The sequence below is a fragment of the Pseudomonadota bacterium genome (assembly GCA_039818985.1).
GTDB lineage: Bacteria > Pseudomonadota > Alphaproteobacteria > Sphingomonadales > Sphingomonadaceae > Alterisphingorhabdus.
Window position 1 is genome coordinate 536,853 of the sequence record JBCBSU010000002.1, and the last position, 19,574, is coordinate 556,426.

Consider the following 19,574-nt stretch of genomic DNA (forward strand, 5'->3'; position numbering starts at 1 on the left):
GGATAGAACTGGAGATGTCTCAAATGACATTCTTCCGATCAAAACGGACATTTCCGAGGATGGAATGGGACTTTTGTCCGGGATCGTGGCAACGGCTTGCAAATGCGCATCGCGCGCCATATCGCAGGTGCCATGATTCAGGAAACTGCTATCGCCTATCTCCCCCGTCCCGACACGCTGAAGCTGGCCTACCGCCACCGCACTGGCAGTGCCGCCAAGCCGACACTGGTATTCCTGCCCGGCTATATGTCCGACATGGACGGCGGCAAGGCGGTTGCGATCGATCAGTGGGCGGCTGAAAATGGTCTTGGCTGTTTGCGGTTCGATTATGCCGGTTGCGGCTCCAGCGAGGGAGATTTCGAGGACCAGACCCTTATCAGCTGGCGCGATGATGTGCTGCTCCTGATCGACCGGCTGGTCGAAGGTCCGGTCATAGTGATCGGTTCATCCATGGGTGGCTGGTTGATGTTGCTGGTCGCGCTGTCACGGCCGAGCCGTGTCACCGGCCTGCTCGGCATTGCCGCCGCACCCGATTTCACCTTATGGGGCTTTACCCAGGAACAGAAGCTGACAATCCTGCGTGAGGGCAAGCTGGTCGAAACCAGCGACTATGGCCCGGAGCCCTATATCACCACCAGGGCTTTCTGGCAGTCGGGCGAAGCACATCGCCTGCTCGAAGCGCCTATCGACATAGCCTGCGCGGCGCGCTTCATCCACGGCCAGGCCGATCCCGATGTACCCTGGCAATATAGTCTGGAAACGGCAAAGCTGTTGCGTTCAGCCGATGTGCAGACGGTGTTTGTCAAGGATGGCGATCATCGGTTGTCGCGACCACAGGATATTGCCCTGATCCTGACGATGTTGGCGCAACTGGTCGATCCGTCAAAAGCCGAAGGCTGAACCCGCTGCAGGAGACTCGCTTGTCCGTGATACGCCCTGGTCCCGTTGTGGCGATTCTTGCTGCGTCTACGCTGCTGCCGCAATCGCTGGCGGCGCAGGTGATGGGGCCGCCTGATCCGCGCGAGGCCCAGTTTAACCGTTGCCTCGATATCGCCATTGATGATCCGTCGAGCGGCGTCGCCAATGCCAATGAATGGCTGACCACCGGGGGCAGCTATTTTGCCCGCCATTGTCTCGGCTTTGCCTATGTTCGTCAGCAGCGCTGGCAGGCGGCGGCCATCGCTTTCGCCCAGGCCGCCAATGCTGCCCAGAGCGCCGGTGACAAGCGCGCTGCCAATCTGTGGACCCAGGCGGCCAATGCCGCTCTGGCGGGCAGTCAGTTCGATGACGCGCTGTCCTATATTGACAGCGCCCTTGCACAGGGGACGCTCACTGGCCAGATGCGTGGCGAGGCGCATCTCGACCGCGCCCGCATCCTGGTGGCGATGAAACGGCTTGAGGATGCGCGCGGCGATTTTGCCCAGGTGCAAAAGCTTGTTCCCGAAGATCCGCTGGGCTGGCTGCTGTCGGCAACGCTTGAGAGGCGGCTCGACAATCTCGAGCGCGCGCGCGCCGATATCCAGGTGGCGCTTTCGCTCGGTCCGGAAGATCCCGACATATTGGTCGAGGCCGGTGCCATCGCCATATTGTCGGGAGACCTGGCCGCTGCTCGCAAGGCGTGGGAGCAGGTGGTGACAATCAATGCCCCCGGGCCGGCCCGGGTCTCGGCCCAGGACTATCTGCGCCAGCTGGATGAGATGGCGGATAGTGAAGAGAGCGGGGAAGCCCCCGCCTCACCGGCGGCGGGCACCGGCACCGATACTATTCCAGATAGAAATTGACCGTGGTGACGACGCGGACCTTTTTATAGGGGGTATCGCTGACGCCATAGCCGCCATCGCCGTCGCGCGAAGAGACCGAGAAATAGCCCTGGGTCGCGCTCTTGATCGCGCCGACATCGGTACCGCTGTCCTGGGCGAATTGTTCCGCTGCCTTGCGTGCATCCTTGGTCGCCTCGGCCACCATTTCCGGTTTGATGTCGTTGAGCCTGGTGAAGCTGAAATTCATGCCCGACCCATCCTCAAGCACAATGCCACGGCGCACGAGGCCGAACTGCTCCGATACTGCGGCCTGCGCCTTCTCGATGTCATCGGTGCGCAGCTGCAGCCGCTGGCGGATGGTGAAGGTCTGGTTGCCATATTCGGTATAGCGCGAGACATTGACGCCGGTGGGTTGCAGGGCATCGCCGGCAAAGCCAAGTTCGGTGAAAAAAGCGCGAATGGCGTCGGTATCGCGGTCGATATCATTTTGTGCCTGCTCCATGCTCGTCGACTTGGCCGAATAAGCGATGGTCCAGGTGGCGAGATCGGCGGTCACCTCGCGTTCCGCCAGTCCGCGCACGGTGACCGAACGGTCAGCCTCGCGGGCGCGGAGCAGGCCATCGCCGAGCAAATAACCGCCCAGCACCAGGCCGATGGCTATAATGCCGGCGCTGCCCCAATAGAGCCCGCGTGCCGCTGATTGAGAGGGTGACAGGTTTTCGGATGACTCGGACATTTTCGCTTCCCCTTTGCAGTAATCATGCACACATTGCGAACAGCGACCGTGCCCCAGCCAATATGTTTTCAGCGATGAACCGTTTCTGAACTGCGACGAATGGAGTGAGACTAACTGTTATGACCCAATATCTGCACAGCATGATCCGTGTAACCGATCCCGAGGCGACGGTTGCCTTTTTCAAGCTCATCGGTGTCGAGGAGGTGCGGCGGGTCGATGTCGAGGCAGGGCGCTTTACCCTGATCTTCCTCGCTGCACCGGGGCAGGAAGGGCTGGCCGAGGTCGAGCTGACCTATAATTGGCCGCGGGAAGATGGCAGCGCAGCCGAAGCCTATGAGGGCGGTCGCAATTTCGGGCATCTCGCCTATCGCGTCGAGGATATCTACGCGACCTGCCAGCGGCTGATGGATGCCGGTGTTACCATTAACCGCCCGCCGCGCGATGGCCATATGGCCTTTGTGCGTACCCCGGATGGTATATCGATAGAGTTGCTGCAGCAGGGCAGTCTGGAGCCGAAAGAGCCTTGGGCATCCATGCCCAATAGCGGCGAATGGTGATGCTGCATCGCGGCGTGATAGAGGCAGTCAATGGCACCGCGACTGTTCACAATATGGTCACAATCGCTCATTTATGCTAAATCCTGTTTGAGAGTATGTGGGTCGGGAAACGCAAACAAGGATCAGGATTATGCCACGTTTCAAACAGATTTCCGCCGGTGCTGCTGCGGGCCTCGGACTTGTGGTCGTCGCTCCGTTGCTGATTTCCGCCGCTGAGCCGGGCCAGATTGACCGTGCCGCGCTGGACGAGAAGCAGCTGGCCAAGCTGGACCAGCTGCTCGACGGTCGCGAAGCCACGGGTGAGCGCCGCTGTATCTCCCAGCGGCTGATCCGCAACGTCACCACCATCAGCAATGATGTGCTGGTCTATAATATGCGCAATGGCGATGTATTGGTGAACCAGCCGGTCAAGGGCTGCCCCAATCTGAAGAACAACACGCTGGTGACCAATCGCCCCGTAGATCTGCTGTGCAAGGGCGATGTTGCCACCATCACCGATTTTCGCTCGGGCGTGACCTATGGTTCCTGCCAGTTCAGCATGTTCACCGAATATGAGAAGGCCGAAGAGGCCGCCGACTAGGGTCTGGCTCTAGGCTTTTGGCGCGTCTGTCGGAAAGGCGGAGAGAAAGCCGGTCAGCGCCGCGCCAATATGGTCGACATCATAGCCGCCTTCCATGATGATGGCGCTGGGCAGACCGGTTGCGGCAACCATTGCGCCCATTTTCGGATAGTCTTCCAGCTCCAGTACGAAATGCGAGATTGGGTCGCTGGCCAGCGTATCCGCACCGAATGATATCAGCAGCAATTCGGGGTTGAAACGGGTGATGGCGGCGAGTGCCTGCTCGAGCGCGACGGCATAATCGTGCCACCGGGTACCGCGCGGCAGGGGAAAATTGGCATTATACCCCTTGCCTGCCGCTTCTCCGTGCTCATCTCCATGGCCCCAGAAAAACGGGAAGTCCGTCGCCGGGTCGGCATGGATCGAGGTGAAGAAGACATCATCGCGGCTGTAGAATATGTCCTGCGTGCCATTGCCATGATGATAGTCGACATCGAGAATGGCGACACGACGAACCCCATTGTCACGGGCATATTGCGCCGCGATGGCGACATTGTTGAGATAGCAATAGCCGCCCATATAATCCGCTCCCGCATGATGGCCCGGCGGTCGGCACAGGCCGCAGCTTGCGGCCGCGCCGTCGAGCAGCGCATCGACAGCCGACAGCGCCGTCCGGGCATTGGCGCGGGCACTGTGCCAGCTTTGCGCGGCGATGGGAGTTGCGGCATCGAAACTGAACTGACCCAGATCACCATCGATACGGTTGAGGGTCAGCGATCGCCGCCCGACAACCGGCCATGCATAGCCCGAAGCATCGCCGTCACGTCCGGCCTCGCGCCAGCGGCGGTGTGCATGTTGCAGGAAATCGAGATAGTCGACGTTGTGGACCGCTGCGATCGGAGCGATACCGAAATCTGCCGGCTCTTCGAGCCTATGGCCGGCCGCAATGACAGCCGCGGTCAGCGCGTCGATACGCCCGACATGCTCGGCATAGGGGACGAAACCGCCATTGTGCAGTTCGGTCGCCGGATTATGGGCGCGCTGCCCGGGATCGAAAAACACCCGCATTGCCCGGCTGGCTGTGGCAGTATCCATAGCGTCAGGGACCCGTTATCAGATCAACGGGGAGTGTCGGTTCGCTGAGTATCTTCTCCATCGCGGCCCAGCGCATTGCCGGGTCACTACCCGCACTTTCGACATAATCGCGCACCAGGTCGCGGCCCAGCCCATAGTTGATGACATAGCTGCGATAGGTGTCGGTGAAGCGGATTGACCGTTCTGCCCGCTTGCGCCGCACCAGAAGATATTTCCGGGTCAGCGCGATAGCCTCTTCACGGCTGATCTCGCCATCAAGATAGCGTTGGGCTATGGTGAAGCGGGCACCTGAAAGATCGCGCAGAGCCTTTTGCAGATCGGCCATTTCCTTTGCGGTATCCGGGTCCAGGCCAGCCATCGGATAGAGCACCGACTGCTCATAGGCGAGCTTCTCGTCTCCGGGGAAGGCGAGCTCGATGCCATAATTGGCGCTGCCCTCGGCGATCAGGCTTTGCGGACTGTAGAGCGGGTAGACCTGATATTCGACCCAGCCGCGCTGGCGTGACAGGTCGCGCTCGAGCAGCATGTTGTACACATGGTGGCCGGGATAGCCTTCATGGCAGCCGAGATCGATGGCCCGGCCGGTGCGCAAGGGCAGGTCGGTATTGATCTCTATCCTGCTGCTAAAGCCGCCCTGATAATAATTATAGCCGCTCCATGGCTTGTCGCTGACAAAAACCATGGTGAAGCGTTCGCTCTCGGGCAGGGCGATATGCTCCAGGGTGCGTCGGCGGCATTCGCCGATGGCGGCATCGAATACCGCTTTGACACGATCCGCCGGCAGGGTGTGTCGTGCGGGAATGACGGATATGCGGTCGATAAGCGGCCCGCTTCCGGGGAATTGCCGGTCCAGTCGCGCCAGCACCGAGTCATAGCTGGATAATGGCTTGATTTCGGGCACAACGCCGTAGAGTCCCAATGCCTCATCGCGAAAGGACAGTGTCTCCCCCTGCAGCATCAGCAATCGGGTGCGTGCTGCGGTCAGCTGCGCCAGCAAAAAGGCGCGGCGCTTCTGCTGCAACGGGTTGAGCAAGCTTTCGTCGACGAGATCGAGCCGTTCTTCCAGCGCGATCACCGCATTGGCGAGATCGACCAGTCCGCGCGGATTGGCTTCGGCTTCTGCCTTCCACTCCGCTGGCCCGTAATAGGCATCGATATATCCGGGTTCATGGCTGCCGATTTCGAGCGACAGCCGGACATATTCTTCGGCGATGCCGTCCATGGTGACCGCCACTTTTTCAGGGGTCGGCGCAGGCGCGGTAACGGGTGGTTTGGCAGCGGTGCAGGCGCCGAGCAGTAACAGACAGGCAAGCGACAGGACAGTGCCGGCCGCTACGGCGAAACGCACTATTCGGCCGCCTGTGGATCGGTAGCCGCTGCCTTCTCCGCGGCCGCCATAGCGGCGCGTTCGGCCAGCCGCTTATTGCATGCCGATCGCAGCACAAAATAGCCGACAACCGCAGAGACGATCGAACCCATCAGGATGCCGATCTTGGCCTCATCACGCAGCAGCTGCATATAAGGATCCTTACCGGCAAAGGCGAGTTCACCGATGAACAGGCTCATGGTAAACCCGATGCCGCACATCATCGAGAGGCCGTAAATCTGTTGCCAATTGGCATTGGGTATCTTCTTGGCAAAGCCGATTTTGACGCAAACCCAGATGCTGCCGAAAATGCCGAGTTGCTTGCCGACCAACAGGCCCAGCGCAATGCCAAGCGGCAGCGGTGCGAACACTTCCGACCAGCTCAGCTTGCCGATAATCTCGACTCCCGCATTGGCAAAGCCGAAAACCGGGATGATGAAAAAGGCGCTGATCGGAGCGATGGCGTGTTCGAGGACATGCAGGGGTGATTCCGCATCATCCGGCGCGCCCGGGCTCTTGGTGATCGGGATAGTCAGCGCCGCGAGCACGCCGGCAATGGTGGCATGGACGCCCGACATCAGCACCAGATACCATAGCACCAGGGTGAAGACGAAATAGATTGGCAGCGAGCGGACGCCGGCACGGTTGATGCCGAACATGATCGCCAGCACCACCGCAGCGGCGGCAAGGAAGGCGATCTTCAGGCCTGACGTGTAGAACAGAGCAATGATCGCAACCGCGCACATGTCATCGACAATGGCAACAGTTACCAGAAAAAGCTTGAGAGACGCCGGCACCCTGTTGCCCAGCAGCGCCAGCACCCCGATGGCGAAGGCAATGTCGGTGGCCGCCGGGATCGCCCAGCCGCGGCTGAGTTCGGGCATACCGGCCGCATAGATGACGATGATGAAGACAATCGCGGGGACCGCCATGCCGCCCAGCGCGGCAATGACCGGAAGCCGCCGGTCATCCCAGGTTGCCAGCCGTCCATCGATGAATTCGCGTTTGATTTCGAGGCCGACAAGGAAGAAGAATATCGCCATCAGCCCGTCATTGATCCACAGATGCGGGGTCATGGGACCCAGCTTTTCGGTCAGGACAGGGCCTTCAATCTCGTGCAGCACATGATGATAGACATCATAAAGCGGCGTATTGGCGATGATCATTGCCACCGCGGCGGAGATCATCAGCAGGACGCCACCGGCGGCTTCGCTCTCAAGAAAATTGCGTAATGCGGAATTGCTGCCGGAGCGGGGTGTCTTTGGCGCAGCCATGTAAGTCCTTTCGCTGGGGCATGGGTCATGGCCCCCATCATCAATGGTTCAGCCTCTATGTATAAGCATATTCCCCTGAGTCCAGTCGCCAATGGTCGCAATGCCGTGATGAGCGGTGCGGCGCGATATGCGCTGGGGCTTTGACAAGCTTCACAATAGCAGCAAGAGTATGCATGAACACATTGCCGGCGCCGGTGTCGGTCAGGGGGACGATTGTGGCAGCCGATTGGGGAAGCTGGCTCGACATTGGCGCGCGCGAGCTGGCATTTTTCGCCGGGTTCTGGTTCCTTCTCGGTGCACTCGATGACATTGCTGTCGACCTGTTATGGTGGCGGCGCAGATCTGCTCCCGAGCATCGGCACACGCCTGAAGGATATCCCCGGCGCCGTTTTGCCGTGCTTGTCCCGGCCTGGGATGAAGCGCAGGTCATTGCCGGAACGCTCGGCACCATGCTGCAGCGCTGGCAGCACGAGGATGTGCAGATATTCCTCGGCTGCTACCCCAATGACCCGGCGACGCTGCATGCTGCGCTGGCACTGACCGGTGACCCGCGGCTCAGCATTGTCATCAACAGCGAAGACGGCCCGACCTCCAAGGCTCAGTGCCTCAACCGCATGTGGCAGGCGCTGTGCCATGAAGAACGGCGTTCGGGCCATGCCTTTGATGCCGTGGTGCTGCATGATGCCGAGGATATCGTGCATCGCGACGCGCTCGCGCTCTATGCAGATAAGCTGGAAACGCATGCAGTGGTGCAGCTGCCGGTAATCCCGCTTATCCATCCGGGCTCCCTCTTTGTTTCCGGCCATTATGCCGATGAATTTGCCGAGGCGCATGGCAAGGCGATGGTGGTCCGCGACAGCCTAGATGCCGGCCTGCCGCTGGCAGGTGTCGGCTGCGCTATTGACCGCCAGGTGCTGGGTCGGCTCGCAACAGGAAGCGGTGCCGCTCCTTTTTCTGAAGACAGTCTGACAGAGGATTATGAGCTTGGTCTGTTGCTGCACCGCGCAGGCGCGCGCGCCTGCTTCTGTCGCTGCCGCAATGGTGATGGCGAGTGGATTGCCACCCGTGCCTATTTTCCACACCGCCTTGGTGATGCGGTGCGCCAGAAAAGCCGCTGGATTGCCGGTATCGCGCTGAGCGGCTGGGACCGGCTCGGCTGGCAGGGAGGCATGGCCGAATATTGGATGCGGCTGCGTGACCGGCGAGCAATGCTCAGCGCGCTTGTCCTGCTGGCGGCCTATGGCGCCATTGTCTGCGGCGGCATGGTGGCGATAGCCAGCTGGTTCGGGCTGATCACGCCGACGCCATTCGCCAGGCCGCTGCAGATATTGCTGCTGGCCAATGCTCTGTTCCTGCTGTGGCGGCTGGTGATGCGGGTTGTCTTCACAACCCGCCTTTACGGTCTGGAGCAGGGGTTGCTGGCGATACCGCGCATGATTACCGCCAATATCATTACCATCATGGCAGCGCGCCGGGCGATGATGATCTATTGCAAATTGCTGCTCGGTGGTCCGCTACGCTGGGACAAGACCGATCATGCCGTGCCGGAAGAGGTGCGGACGCCTGCCTATGACGTGCTGCGCGTGCGCGATACATGACATTGCATCGGCGTGCCACACCGGGAGAGCCGCTGCGCTTTCTGCTGATCGTGCTGTTGCTGTGGTGCGGCGGCCGCCTGATTGCCTATGGTGTCCCTCAGATGTTGCTGGCGCCTGCCGGTGAGGCGGGTAGCGCACCACCGGTAATAGAAGCACTGCGCGACGCGCTGGCCAGCGCTGCTGGCGACGCCGCCCCCCCGGCTCTCGAACCAGGGCAATCCGTACGGCGCGTCAATGGGCGTTCGGCTAATGCGCTTGTAATGGCGATGCACCCACAGAGCCGGGAAATCGCTCCGGCAGGACTGCCGCGAGCTATGCTGGCACAGCATCAGCTCTTATATTGGCGTCATGTGCGCCCGGCCTTTGTGCTGCGCACATATGACGCTTCTCCATTTACAGAGCCGGCGGTCCATGGTGCATATGACAAATTCCAGCTGCGTGAACCGGGTCAGCAAAGACTGTCTTCGGCTTCGCCAGGAAATGTGGATCGCCTGTCGCTCGACGCCTGGGGATTTGTGCGTCCGGGCAGTGCTGTCAGCCCGATCGGCGGTCGTGGCCAATATGGCGGCAGTCAGGCCGGTACGGTGTTGCGCTATCGGCTGGGTGACGGCAGTGCTTCGGCACCGACGTTGTTTGCCCGGGCCACGCGCGCCTTTTCCGGTCCATCCCAGGCAGAGCTCGCTATTGGCGCCAGCATCCGCCCGGTGAAGAAACTGCCACTGCGCGTCGCCGCCGAACAACGGCTGGCGCTCGATGACAGCGGTTTTTCCCGTCCTGCGTTCTATGCCTATACCGAAATGCCGCGGCTCGCGCTGCCACAAGGCGTGTCGCTTGACAGCTATGGCCAGGCCGGTGCGGTGGGTGTCGCGGATTCCGCCTGGTTTTTTGACCTGCAGCTGGTGGCGCAGAAGCAGGTTGCCCGTGACAAGCAGCGCGATCTGTCGCTCGGCGTCGGCTTGTGGAGTGGTGGTCAGGGCCCGATTGAAAGCGATGATGATAGCGGGTTGCAGATCGACCATGTGGTTCGGGTCGACATCGGGCCGGGGGCTGCCATTGGGTTTTCCGTGGCCGGACAGCCGGCGAGTGTTGCGCTCGACTGGCGCCAGCGTGTCGCCGGCAATGCCGATCCCGGATCGGGCCCGGCGCTGACGGTATCGACGCGTTTTTGAGAACAGACGATTTTACCCACGCTTGATGCGGTTATTGCCCTTCCGGTGGGCGTGCAAAAAGACTAGGTTCAGGCCAGTCATGGACGTCTATCTTCCCATCGCAAACCTTTCGGTCAACGCACTGGTCATTATCGGCCTGGGCGGTCTGGTCGGTCTGCTTTCGGGCATGTTCGGCGTCGGCGGGGGGTTTCTCACCACGCCGCTGCTGATCTTTTATGGCATACCACCGACAGTGGCCGCCGCATCCGCATCGACCCAGGTCACTGGCGCCAGCATTTCCGGGGTGATGGCGCATACCAAGCGCAAAGCGGTGGATTATCACATGGGGGCCATGCTTGCGGCGGGTGGCCTGGTGGGGACGCTTTTTGGCGCCTTGCTGTTCCGCTTTTTCGAATCGCTCGGCCAGATCGATATCATCATCAACCTCATCTATGTGCTGATGCTGGCCAGCATTGGCGGTCTTATGGCGCGAGAGAGCATCCAGACCATTCGCGCCATGCGCAGTGGTCAGCGGGTTGCGGTGCGCAAGCGTCGGCACCATCCACTGGTTGCCAGCCTGCCGCTGCGCTGGCGCTTCTATCGCTCGGGTCTCTATATCTCGCCGCTGGCACCGCTGCTGCTTGGCTTCATCACCGGCATTTTGACGATGCTGCTCGGCGTTGGCGGTGGCTTCGTGATGGTGCCGGCAATGCTCTATCTGCTCGGCATGGGCGCCCAGGTGGTGGTTGGCACCTCGCTTTACCAGATTCTCTTCGTCACCATTGCCGCGACTCTGGTACACAGTCTGACCACCAAGGCGGTCGATATCGTACTGGCTATCTTTCTGCTTGTGGGCAGTGTCAGCGGTGCCCAGATCGGTGCCCGTATTGCGCAACAGCTCAAGCCGGAATATCTGCGGCTGGTGCTGGCGGCGCTGGTGCTGATGGTGGCGTTCCGTCTCGCCCTTGGTCTGGGCTGGCGGCCGGATGAAATCTATTCGGTGGCGGTTCAGTGAGGCGGATAGCAACCCTGTTCCTTGGCCTTGCGAGCCTGATGCTGCTGACTGCAGCTGAGGAACCGGTGCTGGTGCCCGATGTTTCGCAGCGTACCATCAACATCCGCTATGGCTTCACCGGCGCTGAACTGTTGCTGTTCGGCGCCATTTCCTATCCCAGCGTCCGGCCGCCTGACGTCCAGACCGATATTGTTGTGGTGCTGCGCGGCCCGCCGCAATCGATCACCGTGCGCGAGAAACAGAAAATTGCCGGCATCTGGGTCAATGCCGCCAGCACCGAGTTTCGCTCGGCGCCTTCCTATTACGCTATCGCATCGTCACGACCGCTTGACGACATTGTCGATGACCGTACCGCGCTGATCTATGAATTCGGCCTCGACAAGCTCCAGCTTTCGCCGGCCAGCACCATCGACCCGGAGGAGCAGCGGCGTTTTGTCGACGGCCTGGTCGACCTCAACCGTCGCAACCAGCTGTTCGATGAACGCAATAACGGTGTCACCATAGAAAGTGGCCTGCTCTATCAGGCGCGGCTGCAAATCCCGTCAACCGTGGTCGAGGGCACCTATGAGGCAGAGACGTTTCTGGTGCAGGATGGCGTGGTAGTGGCCGCCGAGATCCGCGAGATCGAGGTCGGCAAGGTTGGCTTTGAGCGTTTTGTCGCAATTGTCGCCGACCGTTACAGCTGGATCTACGGCCTGGCGGCAGTGCTGGTCTCACTGCTTTTCGGTTGGGCTGCGGGCATGATTTTCCAGCGCATATAGTATTGATAACATTGATTTTACACAGTGTTATGGCGCCATATAAAAGGTTTGTTCACCATATTCCGCTAAAGCCGAACGCTATTGAAAAAGCAGGGATATGGACACAGCATGGCTGATATGGGACAGCATAATTTCGACCGTTTCCAACCGGCATCGGTGCGGGATATACCGCAGGAGATGGTCTCCCAGCGTAGCCTGGAAGAGCTTGCCATAGGCGAAGTGATCGAGATCAACGGATCCGGCAGCCAGGTGCTTATCGATTCCTCGCGTCTCGACTTTCTCAACGATGACCCTGACCCCAGTATTGCCATGGCCGGCCAGGTCGGCAGCCAGGTCAAGATCCGCCTCGGCAGTCGCTGGCTGCTGGCCAGTGTCCGTACCCAGCGCATGCACCAGCGCGAAGCTGGTCTGATCGTCGCCCAGATCGATTTTCTCGGCGAAGGCGATGAAGAGAAGCTGACCGGCAAAATCTATCATTTCCGTCGCGGTGTAACCCGCTATCCGGTGCCGGGTACCAAAATCTATGCCGCGACCAGCCATGATCTGAAACAGATTTACGCCGCCGATTCGCGTGCCAATGTCGAGATCGGCACAGTTTATCCGACCAAGGATACCCGCGGTGCGCTCTATGTCGATGCCATGCTGGGCAAGCATTTTGCCCTGCTCGGTTCGACTGGTACCGGTAAATCAACATCGGCGGCGCTGATCCTGCACCGCATCTGTGACATGGCACCCGAAGGCCATATTGTGATGGTCGATCCGCATGGCGAATATTCGGCGGCCTTCAAGACGAATGGCGCGCTTTACGATGTCAGCAATCTGGCCATGCCCTATTGGCTGATGAACTTTGAGGAGCATTGCGAGGTATTCGTCACCTCCGAAGGGCCGGATCGCCAGACCGATTGCGACATTCTGGCCCGGGCGCTGTTCGCGGCGCGGGCAAAGAACCGCATTGCTGAATCTATCGGCAAGCTGACGGTGGATTCACCGGTGCCCTATATGTTGTCGGACCTGCTCACCAACATTCAGGATGCGATGGGCAAACTCGACAAGTCGCACACCACCGCACCCTATATGCGGCTCAAAGGCAAGATCGAGGAGATCAAGGCCGATCCGCGCTATGCCTTCATGTTTTCCGGTATGCTGGTCGGCGACAGCATGGCCAGCTTCCTGTCCAAGATTTTCCGTCTGCCGAGCGAAGGCAAGCCGATTTCGATTATCGACGTCTCGGGTGTTCCTTCGGAGATTACCTCGACCGTTGTCGCGGTGCTGTCACGGCTGGTGTTCGATTACGCCATATGGAGCCGCAACGAACCGCAACGCCCGGTGCTGCTGGTGTGCGAGGAAGCGCACCGCTATATTCCGGCGAGCGAGACCGAGAAGAGCGTTGTACGCGATGTGTTGTCGCGGATCGCCAAGGAAGGACGTAAATATGGCGTTTCGCTGGGGCTGATCACCCAGCGTCCATCCGATCTTGCCGAAGGGGTATTGTCGCAATGCGGTACGATCATTGCGATGCGTCTCAACAATGATCGCGACCAGGCCTATGTCAAGGCGGCCATGCCAGAGGGTGCGCGCGGCTTTCTCGACTCGATTCCGGCGCTCAGGAACCGCGAATGCATTATCTGCGGCGAAGGCGTGTCGATCCCGATCCGCGTGTCATTCGACAATCTGGAAGAAGAGCGCCGCCCGGCTTCGGAAGATCCGAGCTTCAGCGAGCTGTGGAACCAGACCGGTGGCGAAGAGGAAATCGTCGACCGCGTCATCACTCGCTGGCGCAACCAGGGCCGCTAAAAGCGATTTATCGCAGCGATCTGCTTCGTCGTTGCGGCCTCGAAGGGCTGCGCGTTCTCCCCGCGCCTTACTCCTCACAGCTCACTACGCTAAATCGCTTCTGGTTCTATTCCAGCGGCAATACGAGATGACAGCATATTTTTGCGGGCTAAATCCGGGCCGTCAGGCCCGCAAGACCGACCGGTCGCCGCCGCGTATTGCGGCGAAGCCAGGGCTGCGGATGCAGCCGCCTGGCGTTTGAGGGCTGACATATTACGTTCCCCGCGTGTCGCCGAACAGGTGGATATGCTCGCGGTCGGTAAAGCGAAAGCCATGTTTCAGACATAAAGGCACGAGCCATGCACCGCGCAGATGCAGTGTCGGGCTGTCAGTGCCTTCGGGCATCAGATAAAGGCGTTCAGCGGGGATATGGAAACGTTGCTGTAGCGCCAGCACTTCGTCCACATCCTCCGGCTTGGCGATGACGAATTTGAAAAAGGCGCGTTTGTCCGTGGCATAAAAATGCAGCTGGTCCTCGACAAGCGCAAGCTCTGCCGGATTGCCGCTATGGCTGAGCTTGGGGCTGACATTGAACTGGTCGACGCGGATATCGAGCCGGGTCGGTACCGGTGTGGTGCCGTTGGTCTCGATCTCGACCGCCATATCGGGCAGCTTGTCGAGCAGATCAGCCAGCGGCCCGGCCTGCAACAGCGGCTCGCCGCCGGTCACCACCAGTCGCTTCATGCCGAGCGCGAGGATATGTTCGACGACATCGGCAGTAGCGAGTGTTATCTGATTGGCCTTGCGGTCAAAGGTCGCACCATCGCGATGCGGGCGATCATCGCCGTTAAAATGCCAAGTATAGGCGGTGTCGCACCATATGCAGGCGAGATTGCAGCGCGATAGCCGCACAAAGGCCACGGGGTGACCGATGCTCGGCCCCTCACCCTGGATCGAGGCGAAGATTTCCGGACCGCCGTTATCGTCGGTGGCGAGGGTGAGGCGTTCCATTAGGGAACCGGTCCGCTAATTGTGATTTGAAAAGTACCGGATGAACTAGAGCGGGTCAGGATTAAGTTTACTTTTCCTCCCCCTTCGAGATGCATATCCAAGTTTTCGCGCTGCATCATTGCTGCCAGTAACGTACCGGGATCACCAGTTATTGTGCCTCGCGCAGAGCGCATTGCTCCATCAAAGAATACATTGATATGATAATCTACAGGCAGCGAGTTTTCTCCAATTAGAAGTTCGCCATTGCCGGATATAGAGCGCTCAATCATATTATTCCCCTGAACTTTCTGGAGGCCTAATCATTGCACGTCTGCCACTTTTTACTCAATTTCATGCATTGCATTATCGTCCACGCGTTAGGTGCCATACGGTTACCTGCTCTCAAGGGAAGTCCCAGCCGTCCAGATACCAGCCGCCACCATCGTCACGCATGATGGTGGCGGTGTAACTCCAGTGCCACTCCAGCGTATCCGCCAGATATTCCAGCACACAATAATCCAGTGCTGAACAGGACACGCGTCTCAGCCGGTGATCGGCCTTGAAGGCTTTGCGGCTGAGCGGTGGCAGTTCGTCCTCGGTGATCGGCTCACCGCCGTCCAGCGGGACAAGCTGTATGCCCGCCTCTTCGGCGCGCCGTGCATAAATATGATCGGTGATCGCCTCGCGTATCTTTTCATCGATGGCCGCGTGATCATTCCACGCCAGGTGCGCCATGGCGAGAGCCCGGTCGCGCGCATCCGGCCCCATGGGTTCGAGGATAAGCTCGAAGATGATATCCTTGCCCAGCCACTGGCGCACCTGCCCGAAATGATCGAACAGTCTGGAATGCGGCTCGAATTCGCCCAACTCAGCGTCTGTAAAGGGTAGCGGGTTGAATATCCGGTCTGCTGCGGCGGCAAGCTCGGGGTCCTCAACCGGCTCCAGCATTCTCACCCAGTCGGCTTCGGCAGATAGTGGCACGCCGTCCACCATGCGAAAAATGACTTCATCCTCGATCACGAAGCGCACGAGACGTCCCTTGCGAAATGGCTGTTGCAGCGCCTGTTGCTCTTCTCGGCTGTCGACGTTCAGTTGCACCTGAAGCAGCGAGGTGCTGACCGGTCCATCGCCCTCTCTCCAGGCGACAAAGCTGATCGATTGCCGGAATCCTTCGACGTCGCCTATGGGTTCATAGGGGACGCCCTGCTCGCGCACCACACCAGTGAGGATGATCGGGTCTTCCGTCGTCTGCGCATTCACGGCGGCAGGCAGGATGAGAGTGCAAAACACAAGCAGGAGCCGCAATATCCCTGATCGGTACTCCTGTGCTAAAGCATCACTATTGGTCATCAATTCAGCGATATACCGTAACTTCTATCCGCATACCATCGGGATCGCGGAAAAAGGTTGCTGTCTCGGTGCCAAAATACTGCTTTTCCGGGACTTCGAAACCGGCCGCTGCCATGCCATCGCGCACTGCATCCAGCGCAGCATCATCAGCCGCAGTAAAACCCGCATGGTTCAAACCGGGGGCATAGCGCTCATAGTCATCTGTTGCTTGCTTAGCCTGCTTAAGATCAATGCTGAGACCATCATCGCTGGACCAGACATGGTTGCGTGTCTTGGTGAAGCCCAACAATGGCAGAAGTGCTGCATACCAGGGCAGGCTACGCTCCAACGAGCGCACAAGGATGACAAGATGATCGAGTTTCAAGACGCTATCCCAGCCGCGCCAGCGCCGCGGTCAGCCGCTCGGCCTCGGCGGATTTCTCGGCATGGTCGGCGCGGGCTTTCTCTACCGCTTCGGGCTTGGCGCGCTCGATGAAATTGGCGTTATTGAGCCGCCCTTCGAGCGATTTGGCTTCTTTGGCGACCGCTTCCAGCGCCTTGGTCAGCCGCGCCTTTTCTGCCGCGATATCGACCAGGCCTTCGAGCGGGATGATAAACACATCCTCGCCAGCGCTGATCTGCATTGCGGCGCCCTTGGGAGCACCTTCGAAATGCACCGGGGTGATCCGCGCCAGCCGTTCGATCGCCTTGGCGCTGCGCTCAACCGTGCTTTTGGCGATGGCGGATGGGGCAGGGCAATAGGCTGCCAGCTTCTCACCCGGCGGAATGCCGAGTTCATTCTTCGCTGCCCGCACCGATGTGGTGAGGTCGATCACCCAGTCAATCGCAGCAACGGCCTGTTCGCTAACCTGCGCTTTTGGCTCGGGCCATTTTGCAGTGATCAGCGGCCATTGCTTCCCGTCGGGGCCGCTGCGCTCACCAAGTTGCTGCCACAGCTCTTCGGTGATGAATGGCATGAACGGGTGCAGCATGACCAATATCTGGTCGAGCGCCCAGCCTGCGACGGCGATGGTTTCAGCAGCGGGATCAGAGTCCCCCTCCCGCTTGCGGGAGGGGTTAGGGGAGGGGGTATTAGCGTTTTCAGGCCCTCCCGCAAGCGGGAGGGGAGAGATAATCGGCTTGATCAGCTCGAGATACCAGTCGCAAAAGCGGCTCCAGGTGAATTGATAGATGGTGTCGGCTGCCAGATCGAAGCGCAGGTCAGCCAAGGCCCGATCCATGGCTTTGACCGTTTCCGCAACCTCGCCAATAATCCACTGGTTTGCCGCCAGTCGTGCCGGGGGCGCGGTGATGGTGCTGCTCGCGCCAATGCCGTTGGACTGGCAGTAACGCGCTGCGTTCCACAGCTTGGTGGCAAAGTTGCGATAGCCCTCGACGCGCTTTTCATCCATTTTGATGTCGCGGCCCTGACTCTCCATCGCCGCCATGAAAAAGCGCAGTGCATCGGCGCCATATTGCTCGATCAGGCCGAGCGGATCGACGGTATTGCCCTTGGACTTGGACATTTTGCTGCCGTCAGACGCGCGCACCAGCCCGTGCAGATAAAGCCGCTTCCACGGCACATCCTTCATGAAATGCAAGCCCTGCATCGCCATGCGCGCATCCCAGAAGAACAATATGTCAAAGCCGGAAATCAGCAGGTCATTGGGGTAATGGCGCGCAAGGTCGGAATTGGGGCGGGGCGCGGCTCCCTCTCCCCGGTGGGGAGAGGGTTGGGGTGAGGGGGTACTGTCATTGCCAGCGGGCGGAGCACCCCCACCCTGACCCTCCCCCTCAAGGGGGAGGGAAATCATATCATCCGGCCAGCCAATGGTGGCGAAAGGCCAGAGGGCAGAGGAAAACCAAGTGTCGAGAACGTCTTCTTCTCGGAAGAGAGCGATTATCTGCCCTCCACCTTCCTCTCGCGCGAATCGCGAAGCTTGCTCACGTGTATCAAAGACAACGACTTCGGGGTCGGGTAGGATATCAGAGCGATAAAAGTCTTTTGCCTTTGATATTGCTTCTTCTTCTGTCTCAAATACGAATCTCTGCTCATCGCGCGGACGATTCTTATTCTTCTGGAAAAGAACGTCATTGAGATACAGAAAGTACCGAACACCATCTCTTTCTTCAATCACAGGCCCATACCAAACCGGAATCCTATGTCCCCACCATAGCTGCCGGCTGACGCACCAGGGCTGGATATTCTCCATCCAGTTGAACCAGGTCTTTTCCCATGTCTTCGGCACAATCTCGATATCGCCGTCGCGCACCGCCTTGATCGCGGGTTGGGCTAAAGTTTCGGCATCGACATACCATTGGTCGGTCAGCCAGGGTTCGATGACCACGCCGCCGCGATCGCCGAACGGCGTGGCGATGGTGCGCGGCTCGGCATCTAGCTCGATGTCTTCGCCTTTTTTGGTCTTGGTGATATGCGGGATCAGATAGCCCTGTTCCTTTAGCCGCTGGACCACCAGTTCGCGCGCGCCGTCGACACCGTCTTTTTTGAAGCGGTGCAGGCCGATAAATTCCTCGGGCACCAGCTCGTCAGCCGTCTGGCAGACATTAGCCTCGCCATCCAGCATGTTGAGCATCTCGGCAGGGGCAAAGCCTGCACGCTTGCCGACATCGAAATCGTTGAAATCATGCCCCGGCGTGATCTTCACCGCACCTGACCCCAGCTCCGGGTCAGCATGTTCGTCGGCGACGATCGGCACCCGCCGCCCGGTGATCGGCAGCACCACATGTTTGCCGACAACGCTTTTATAGCGGTCATCACCGGGGTGCACCGCCACCGCCATATCGGCGAGCATGGTTTCGGGCCGGGTGGTGGCGACCTCGATATAATCGCGGCCATCATTGAGCACAGCACCGTCCGCCAGCGGATATTTGAAGTGCCAGAAATGGCCCTTCATATCTGTTGTCTCGACTTCCAGATCGCTGATCGCGGTTTTCAACGCCGGATCCCAGTTGACCAGCCGCTTGTCGCGGTAGATCAGGCCCTGGTTGTAGAGATCGACAAACACCTTGGTAACGGCGCGGGTAAAGCCCTCATCCATGGTGAAGCGTTCATTCGACCAGTCCATCGAACAGCCCAGACGCCGCAGCTGGCGCGTGATCGTGCCGCCGCTTTCTTCCTTCCACGCCCAGACTTTCTCGACAAACTCCTCGCGGGTGAAGTCGGTGCGCTTTTGCTGCTGCTCATTCAGCTGGCGCTCGACTACCATCTGCGTGGCGATGCCGGCATGGTCGGTGCCGACCACCCACAGCGCATCCTTGCCGCGCAGCCGCTCATAGCGGATAATGATGTCCTGCAAGGTGTTGTCGAGTGCATGGCCGATATGCAGCTTGCCGGTCACATTGGGCGGCGGGTTGACGATGGTGAACGGTTCACGATCATCACGCTCTGGCCGGAACAGGCCGTTTTCTTCCCAATGGCTGTACCAGCGCGCTTCTATTGCCGCCGGATCAAAGGTCTTGTCGAGTGTCATGTTTTTGCCTTTGGCATTGCTTTAAACGCGAAACAACCCGGGAAACATTTTCACACTCGTCATGCTGAACTTGTTTCAGCATCTCGCTAAATCACATTCTTCAGCCGAGATCCTGAAACAAG

The 19,574-nt window shown here is 59.5% G+C and carries 18 protein-coding genes; 9 read left to right on the plus strand and 9 right to left on the minus strand.

Annotated features, from left to right (window positions below):
- The first annotated feature begins 132 nt into the window (after positions 1 to 132).
- Together AAFX04_14310 and AAFX04_14315 are read left to right on the plus strand one after the other, a co-directional pair.
- Positions 133 to 900 carry an alpha/beta hydrolase gene (locus AAFX04_14310; protein ID MEO1046608.1) on the plus strand — a complete coding sequence of 256 codons (768 nt, stop codon included), beginning with the start codon at positions 133 to 135 and terminating at the stop codon, positions 898 to 900.
- A gap of 26 nt (positions 901 to 926) precedes the next feature.
- Positions 927 to 1,781 carry a tetratricopeptide repeat protein gene (locus tag AAFX04_14315; GenBank protein MEO1046609.1) on the plus strand — a complete coding sequence of 285 codons (855 nt, stop codon included), beginning with the start codon at positions 927 to 929 and terminating at the stop codon, positions 1,779 to 1,781.
- On the opposite strand, the gene AAFX04_14320 is transcribed toward AAFX04_14315, so the two are convergent.
- Positions 1,762 to 2,496 carry an SIMPL domain-containing protein gene (locus tag AAFX04_14320; GenBank protein ID MEO1046610.1) on the minus strand — a complete coding sequence of 245 codons (735 nt, stop codon included), beginning with the start codon at positions 2,494 to 2,496 and terminating at the stop codon, positions 1,762 to 1,764. The genes AAFX04_14315 and AAFX04_14320 overlap by 20 nt on opposite strands.
- Positions 2,497 to 2,615: 119 nt before the next feature.
- Between AAFX04_14320 and AAFX04_14325 the strand changes: the two genes are divergently transcribed.
- On the plus strand, positions 2,616 to 3,053 hold the full coding sequence (locus AAFX04_14325; protein ID MEO1046611.1) for a VOC family protein: 438 nt from the start codon (positions 2,616 to 2,618) through the stop codon (positions 3,051 to 3,053).
- A gap of 130 nt (positions 3,054 to 3,183) precedes the next feature.
- On the plus strand, positions 3,184 to 3,633 hold the full coding sequence (locus AAFX04_14330; GenBank protein ID MEO1046612.1) for a hypothetical protein: 450 nt from the start codon (positions 3,184 to 3,186) through the stop codon (positions 3,631 to 3,633).
- Between the two features lie 9 nt (positions 3,634 to 3,642).
- On the opposite strand, the gene AAFX04_14335 is transcribed toward AAFX04_14330, so the two are convergent.
- The 3 genes from AAFX04_14335 to nhaA are packed head-to-tail and all read right to left on the minus strand — an operon-like array spanning position 3,643 to position 7,347.
- Positions 3,643 to 4,707 carry a histone deacetylase family protein gene (locus AAFX04_14335; GenBank protein ID MEO1046613.1) on the minus strand — a complete coding sequence of 355 codons (1,065 nt, stop codon included), beginning with the start codon at positions 4,705 to 4,707 and terminating at the stop codon, positions 3,643 to 3,645.
- A gap of 4 nt (positions 4,708 to 4,711) precedes the next feature.
- The gene (locus AAFX04_14340) at positions 4,712 to 6,055 is read right to left on the minus strand and encodes a hypothetical protein (GenBank protein ID MEO1046614.1); all 1,344 of its coding nucleotides are present in this window, start codon (positions 6,053 to 6,055) and stop codon (positions 4,712 to 4,714) included.
- Positions 6,055 to 7,347 (minus strand): Na+/H+ antiporter NhaA, encoded by a 1,293-nt coding sequence (gene nhaA / locus AAFX04_14345; GenBank protein ID MEO1046615.1) that lies wholly within the window; start codon positions 7,345 to 7,347, stop codon positions 6,055 to 6,057. Before nhaA ends, AAFX04_14340 begins: the two co-directional genes overlap by 1 nt.
- A 173-nt stretch (positions 7,348 to 7,520) precedes the next feature.
- Between nhaA and AAFX04_14350 the strand changes: the two genes are divergently transcribed.
- The 5 genes from AAFX04_14350 to AAFX04_14370 all read left to right on the plus strand — a co-directional run bounded on the left by AAFX04_14350 (position 7,521) and on the right by AAFX04_14370 (position 13,663).
- Positions 7,521 to 8,945, plus strand: a complete 1,425-nt coding sequence (locus AAFX04_14350) for a glycosyl transferase family protein (protein ID MEO1046616.1) — start codon at positions 7,521 to 7,523, stop codon at positions 8,943 to 8,945.
- On the plus strand, positions 8,942 to 10,114 hold the full coding sequence (locus AAFX04_14355) for a hypothetical protein (GenBank protein ID MEO1046617.1): 1,173 nt from the start codon (positions 8,942 to 8,944) through the stop codon (positions 10,112 to 10,114). Before AAFX04_14350 ends, AAFX04_14355 begins: the two co-directional genes overlap by 4 nt.
- 79 nt (positions 10,115 to 10,193) lie before the next feature.
- On the plus strand, positions 10,194 to 11,108 hold the full coding sequence (locus AAFX04_14360; protein ID MEO1046618.1) for a sulfite exporter TauE/SafE family protein: 915 nt from the start codon (positions 10,194 to 10,196) through the stop codon (positions 11,106 to 11,108).
- Between the two features lie 38 nt (positions 11,109 to 11,146).
- Positions 11,147 to 11,869: a TIGR02186 family protein gene (locus AAFX04_14365; GenBank protein ID MEO1046619.1), complete on the plus strand. Its 723-nt coding sequence runs from the start codon at positions 11,147 to 11,149 to the stop codon at positions 11,867 to 11,869.
- Positions 11,870 to 12,046: 177 nt separating this feature from the next.
- Positions 12,047 to 13,663: a DUF87 domain-containing protein gene (locus tag AAFX04_14370; protein ID MEO1046620.1), complete on the plus strand. Its 1,617-nt coding sequence runs from the start codon at positions 12,047 to 12,049 to the stop codon at positions 13,661 to 13,663.
- Between the two features lie 252 nt (positions 13,664 to 13,915).
- Here AAFX04_14370 and AAFX04_14375 read toward each other — a convergent pair whose 3' ends face one another.
- The 5 genes from AAFX04_14375 to AAFX04_14395 form a co-directional block, all read right to left on the minus strand.
- Complete coding sequence (locus AAFX04_14375; GenBank protein ID MEO1046621.1) at positions 13,916 to 14,653, minus strand: 7-carboxy-7-deazaguanine synthase QueE; 738 nt, start codon at positions 14,651 to 14,653, stop codon at positions 13,916 to 13,918.
- Positions 14,653 to 14,922: a hypothetical protein gene (locus AAFX04_14380; GenBank protein ID MEO1046622.1), complete on the minus strand. Its 270-nt coding sequence runs from the start codon at positions 14,920 to 14,922 to the stop codon at positions 14,653 to 14,655. Before AAFX04_14380 ends, AAFX04_14375 begins: the two co-directional genes overlap by 1 nt.
- 112 nt (positions 14,923 to 15,034) lie before the next feature.
- Entirely contained in the window at positions 15,035 to 15,892 is an 858-nt protein-coding gene (locus AAFX04_14385) for a hypothetical protein (protein MEO1046623.1), read from the minus strand.
- A 94-nt stretch (positions 15,893 to 15,986) separates the two neighbouring features.
- A complete protein-coding gene (locus AAFX04_14390; protein ID MEO1046624.1) occupies positions 15,987 to 16,346 on the minus strand; it encodes a VOC family protein in 360 nt (119 codons plus the stop codon).
- Between the two features lie 4 nt (positions 16,347 to 16,350).
- Entirely contained in the window at positions 16,351 to 19,452 is a 3,102-nt protein-coding gene (locus AAFX04_14395; GenBank protein MEO1046625.1) for a valine--tRNA ligase, read from the minus strand.
- Positions 19,453 to 19,574 lie beyond the last annotated feature (122 nt).

Coding starts and splice junctions, on each gene's coding strand:
- AAFX04_14310 (MEO1046608.1), top strand. CDS start 133: ATGATTCAGGAAACTGCTATCGCCTATCTCCCCCGTCCCGACACGCTG.
- AAFX04_14320 (MEO1046610.1), bottom strand. CDS start 2,496: ATGTCCGAGTCATCCGAAAACCTGTCACCCTCTCAATCAGCGGCACGC.
- AAFX04_14325 (MEO1046611.1), top strand. CDS start 2,616: ATGACCCAATATCTGCACAGCATGATCCGTGTAACCGATCCCGAGGCG.
- AAFX04_14330 (MEO1046612.1), top strand. CDS start 3,184: ATGCCACGTTTCAAACAGATTTCCGCCGGTGCTGCTGCGGGCCTCGGA.
- AAFX04_14335 (MEO1046613.1), bottom strand. CDS start 4,707: ATGGATACTGCCACAGCCAGCCGGGCAATGCGGGTGTTTTTCGATCCC.
- nhaA (MEO1046615.1), bottom strand. CDS start 7,347: ATGGCTGCGCCAAAGACACCCCGCTCCGGCAGCAATTCCGCATTACGC.
- AAFX04_14350 (MEO1046616.1), top strand. CDS start 7,521: ATGAACACATTGCCGGCGCCGGTGTCGGTCAGGGGGACGATTGTGGCA.
- AAFX04_14355 (MEO1046617.1), top strand. CDS start 8,942: ATGACATTGCATCGGCGTGCCACACCGGGAGAGCCGCTGCGCTTTCTG.
- AAFX04_14360 (MEO1046618.1), top strand. CDS start 10,194: ATGGACGTCTATCTTCCCATCGCAAACCTTTCGGTCAACGCACTGGTC.
- AAFX04_14365 (MEO1046619.1), top strand. CDS start 11,147: ATGCTGCTGACTGCAGCTGAGGAACCGGTGCTGGTGCCCGATGTTTCG.
- AAFX04_14370 (MEO1046620.1), top strand. CDS start 12,047: ATGGTCTCCCAGCGTAGCCTGGAAGAGCTTGCCATAGGCGAAGTGATC.
- AAFX04_14375 (MEO1046621.1), bottom strand. CDS start 14,653: ATGGAACGCCTCACCCTCGCCACCGACGATAACGGCGGTCCGGAAATC.
- AAFX04_14380 (MEO1046622.1), bottom strand. CDS start 14,922: ATGATTGAGCGCTCTATATCCGGCAATGGCGAACTTCTAATTGGAGAA.
- AAFX04_14395 (MEO1046625.1), bottom strand. CDS start 19,452: ATGACACTCGACAAGACCTTTGATCCGGCGGCAATAGAAGCGCGCTGG.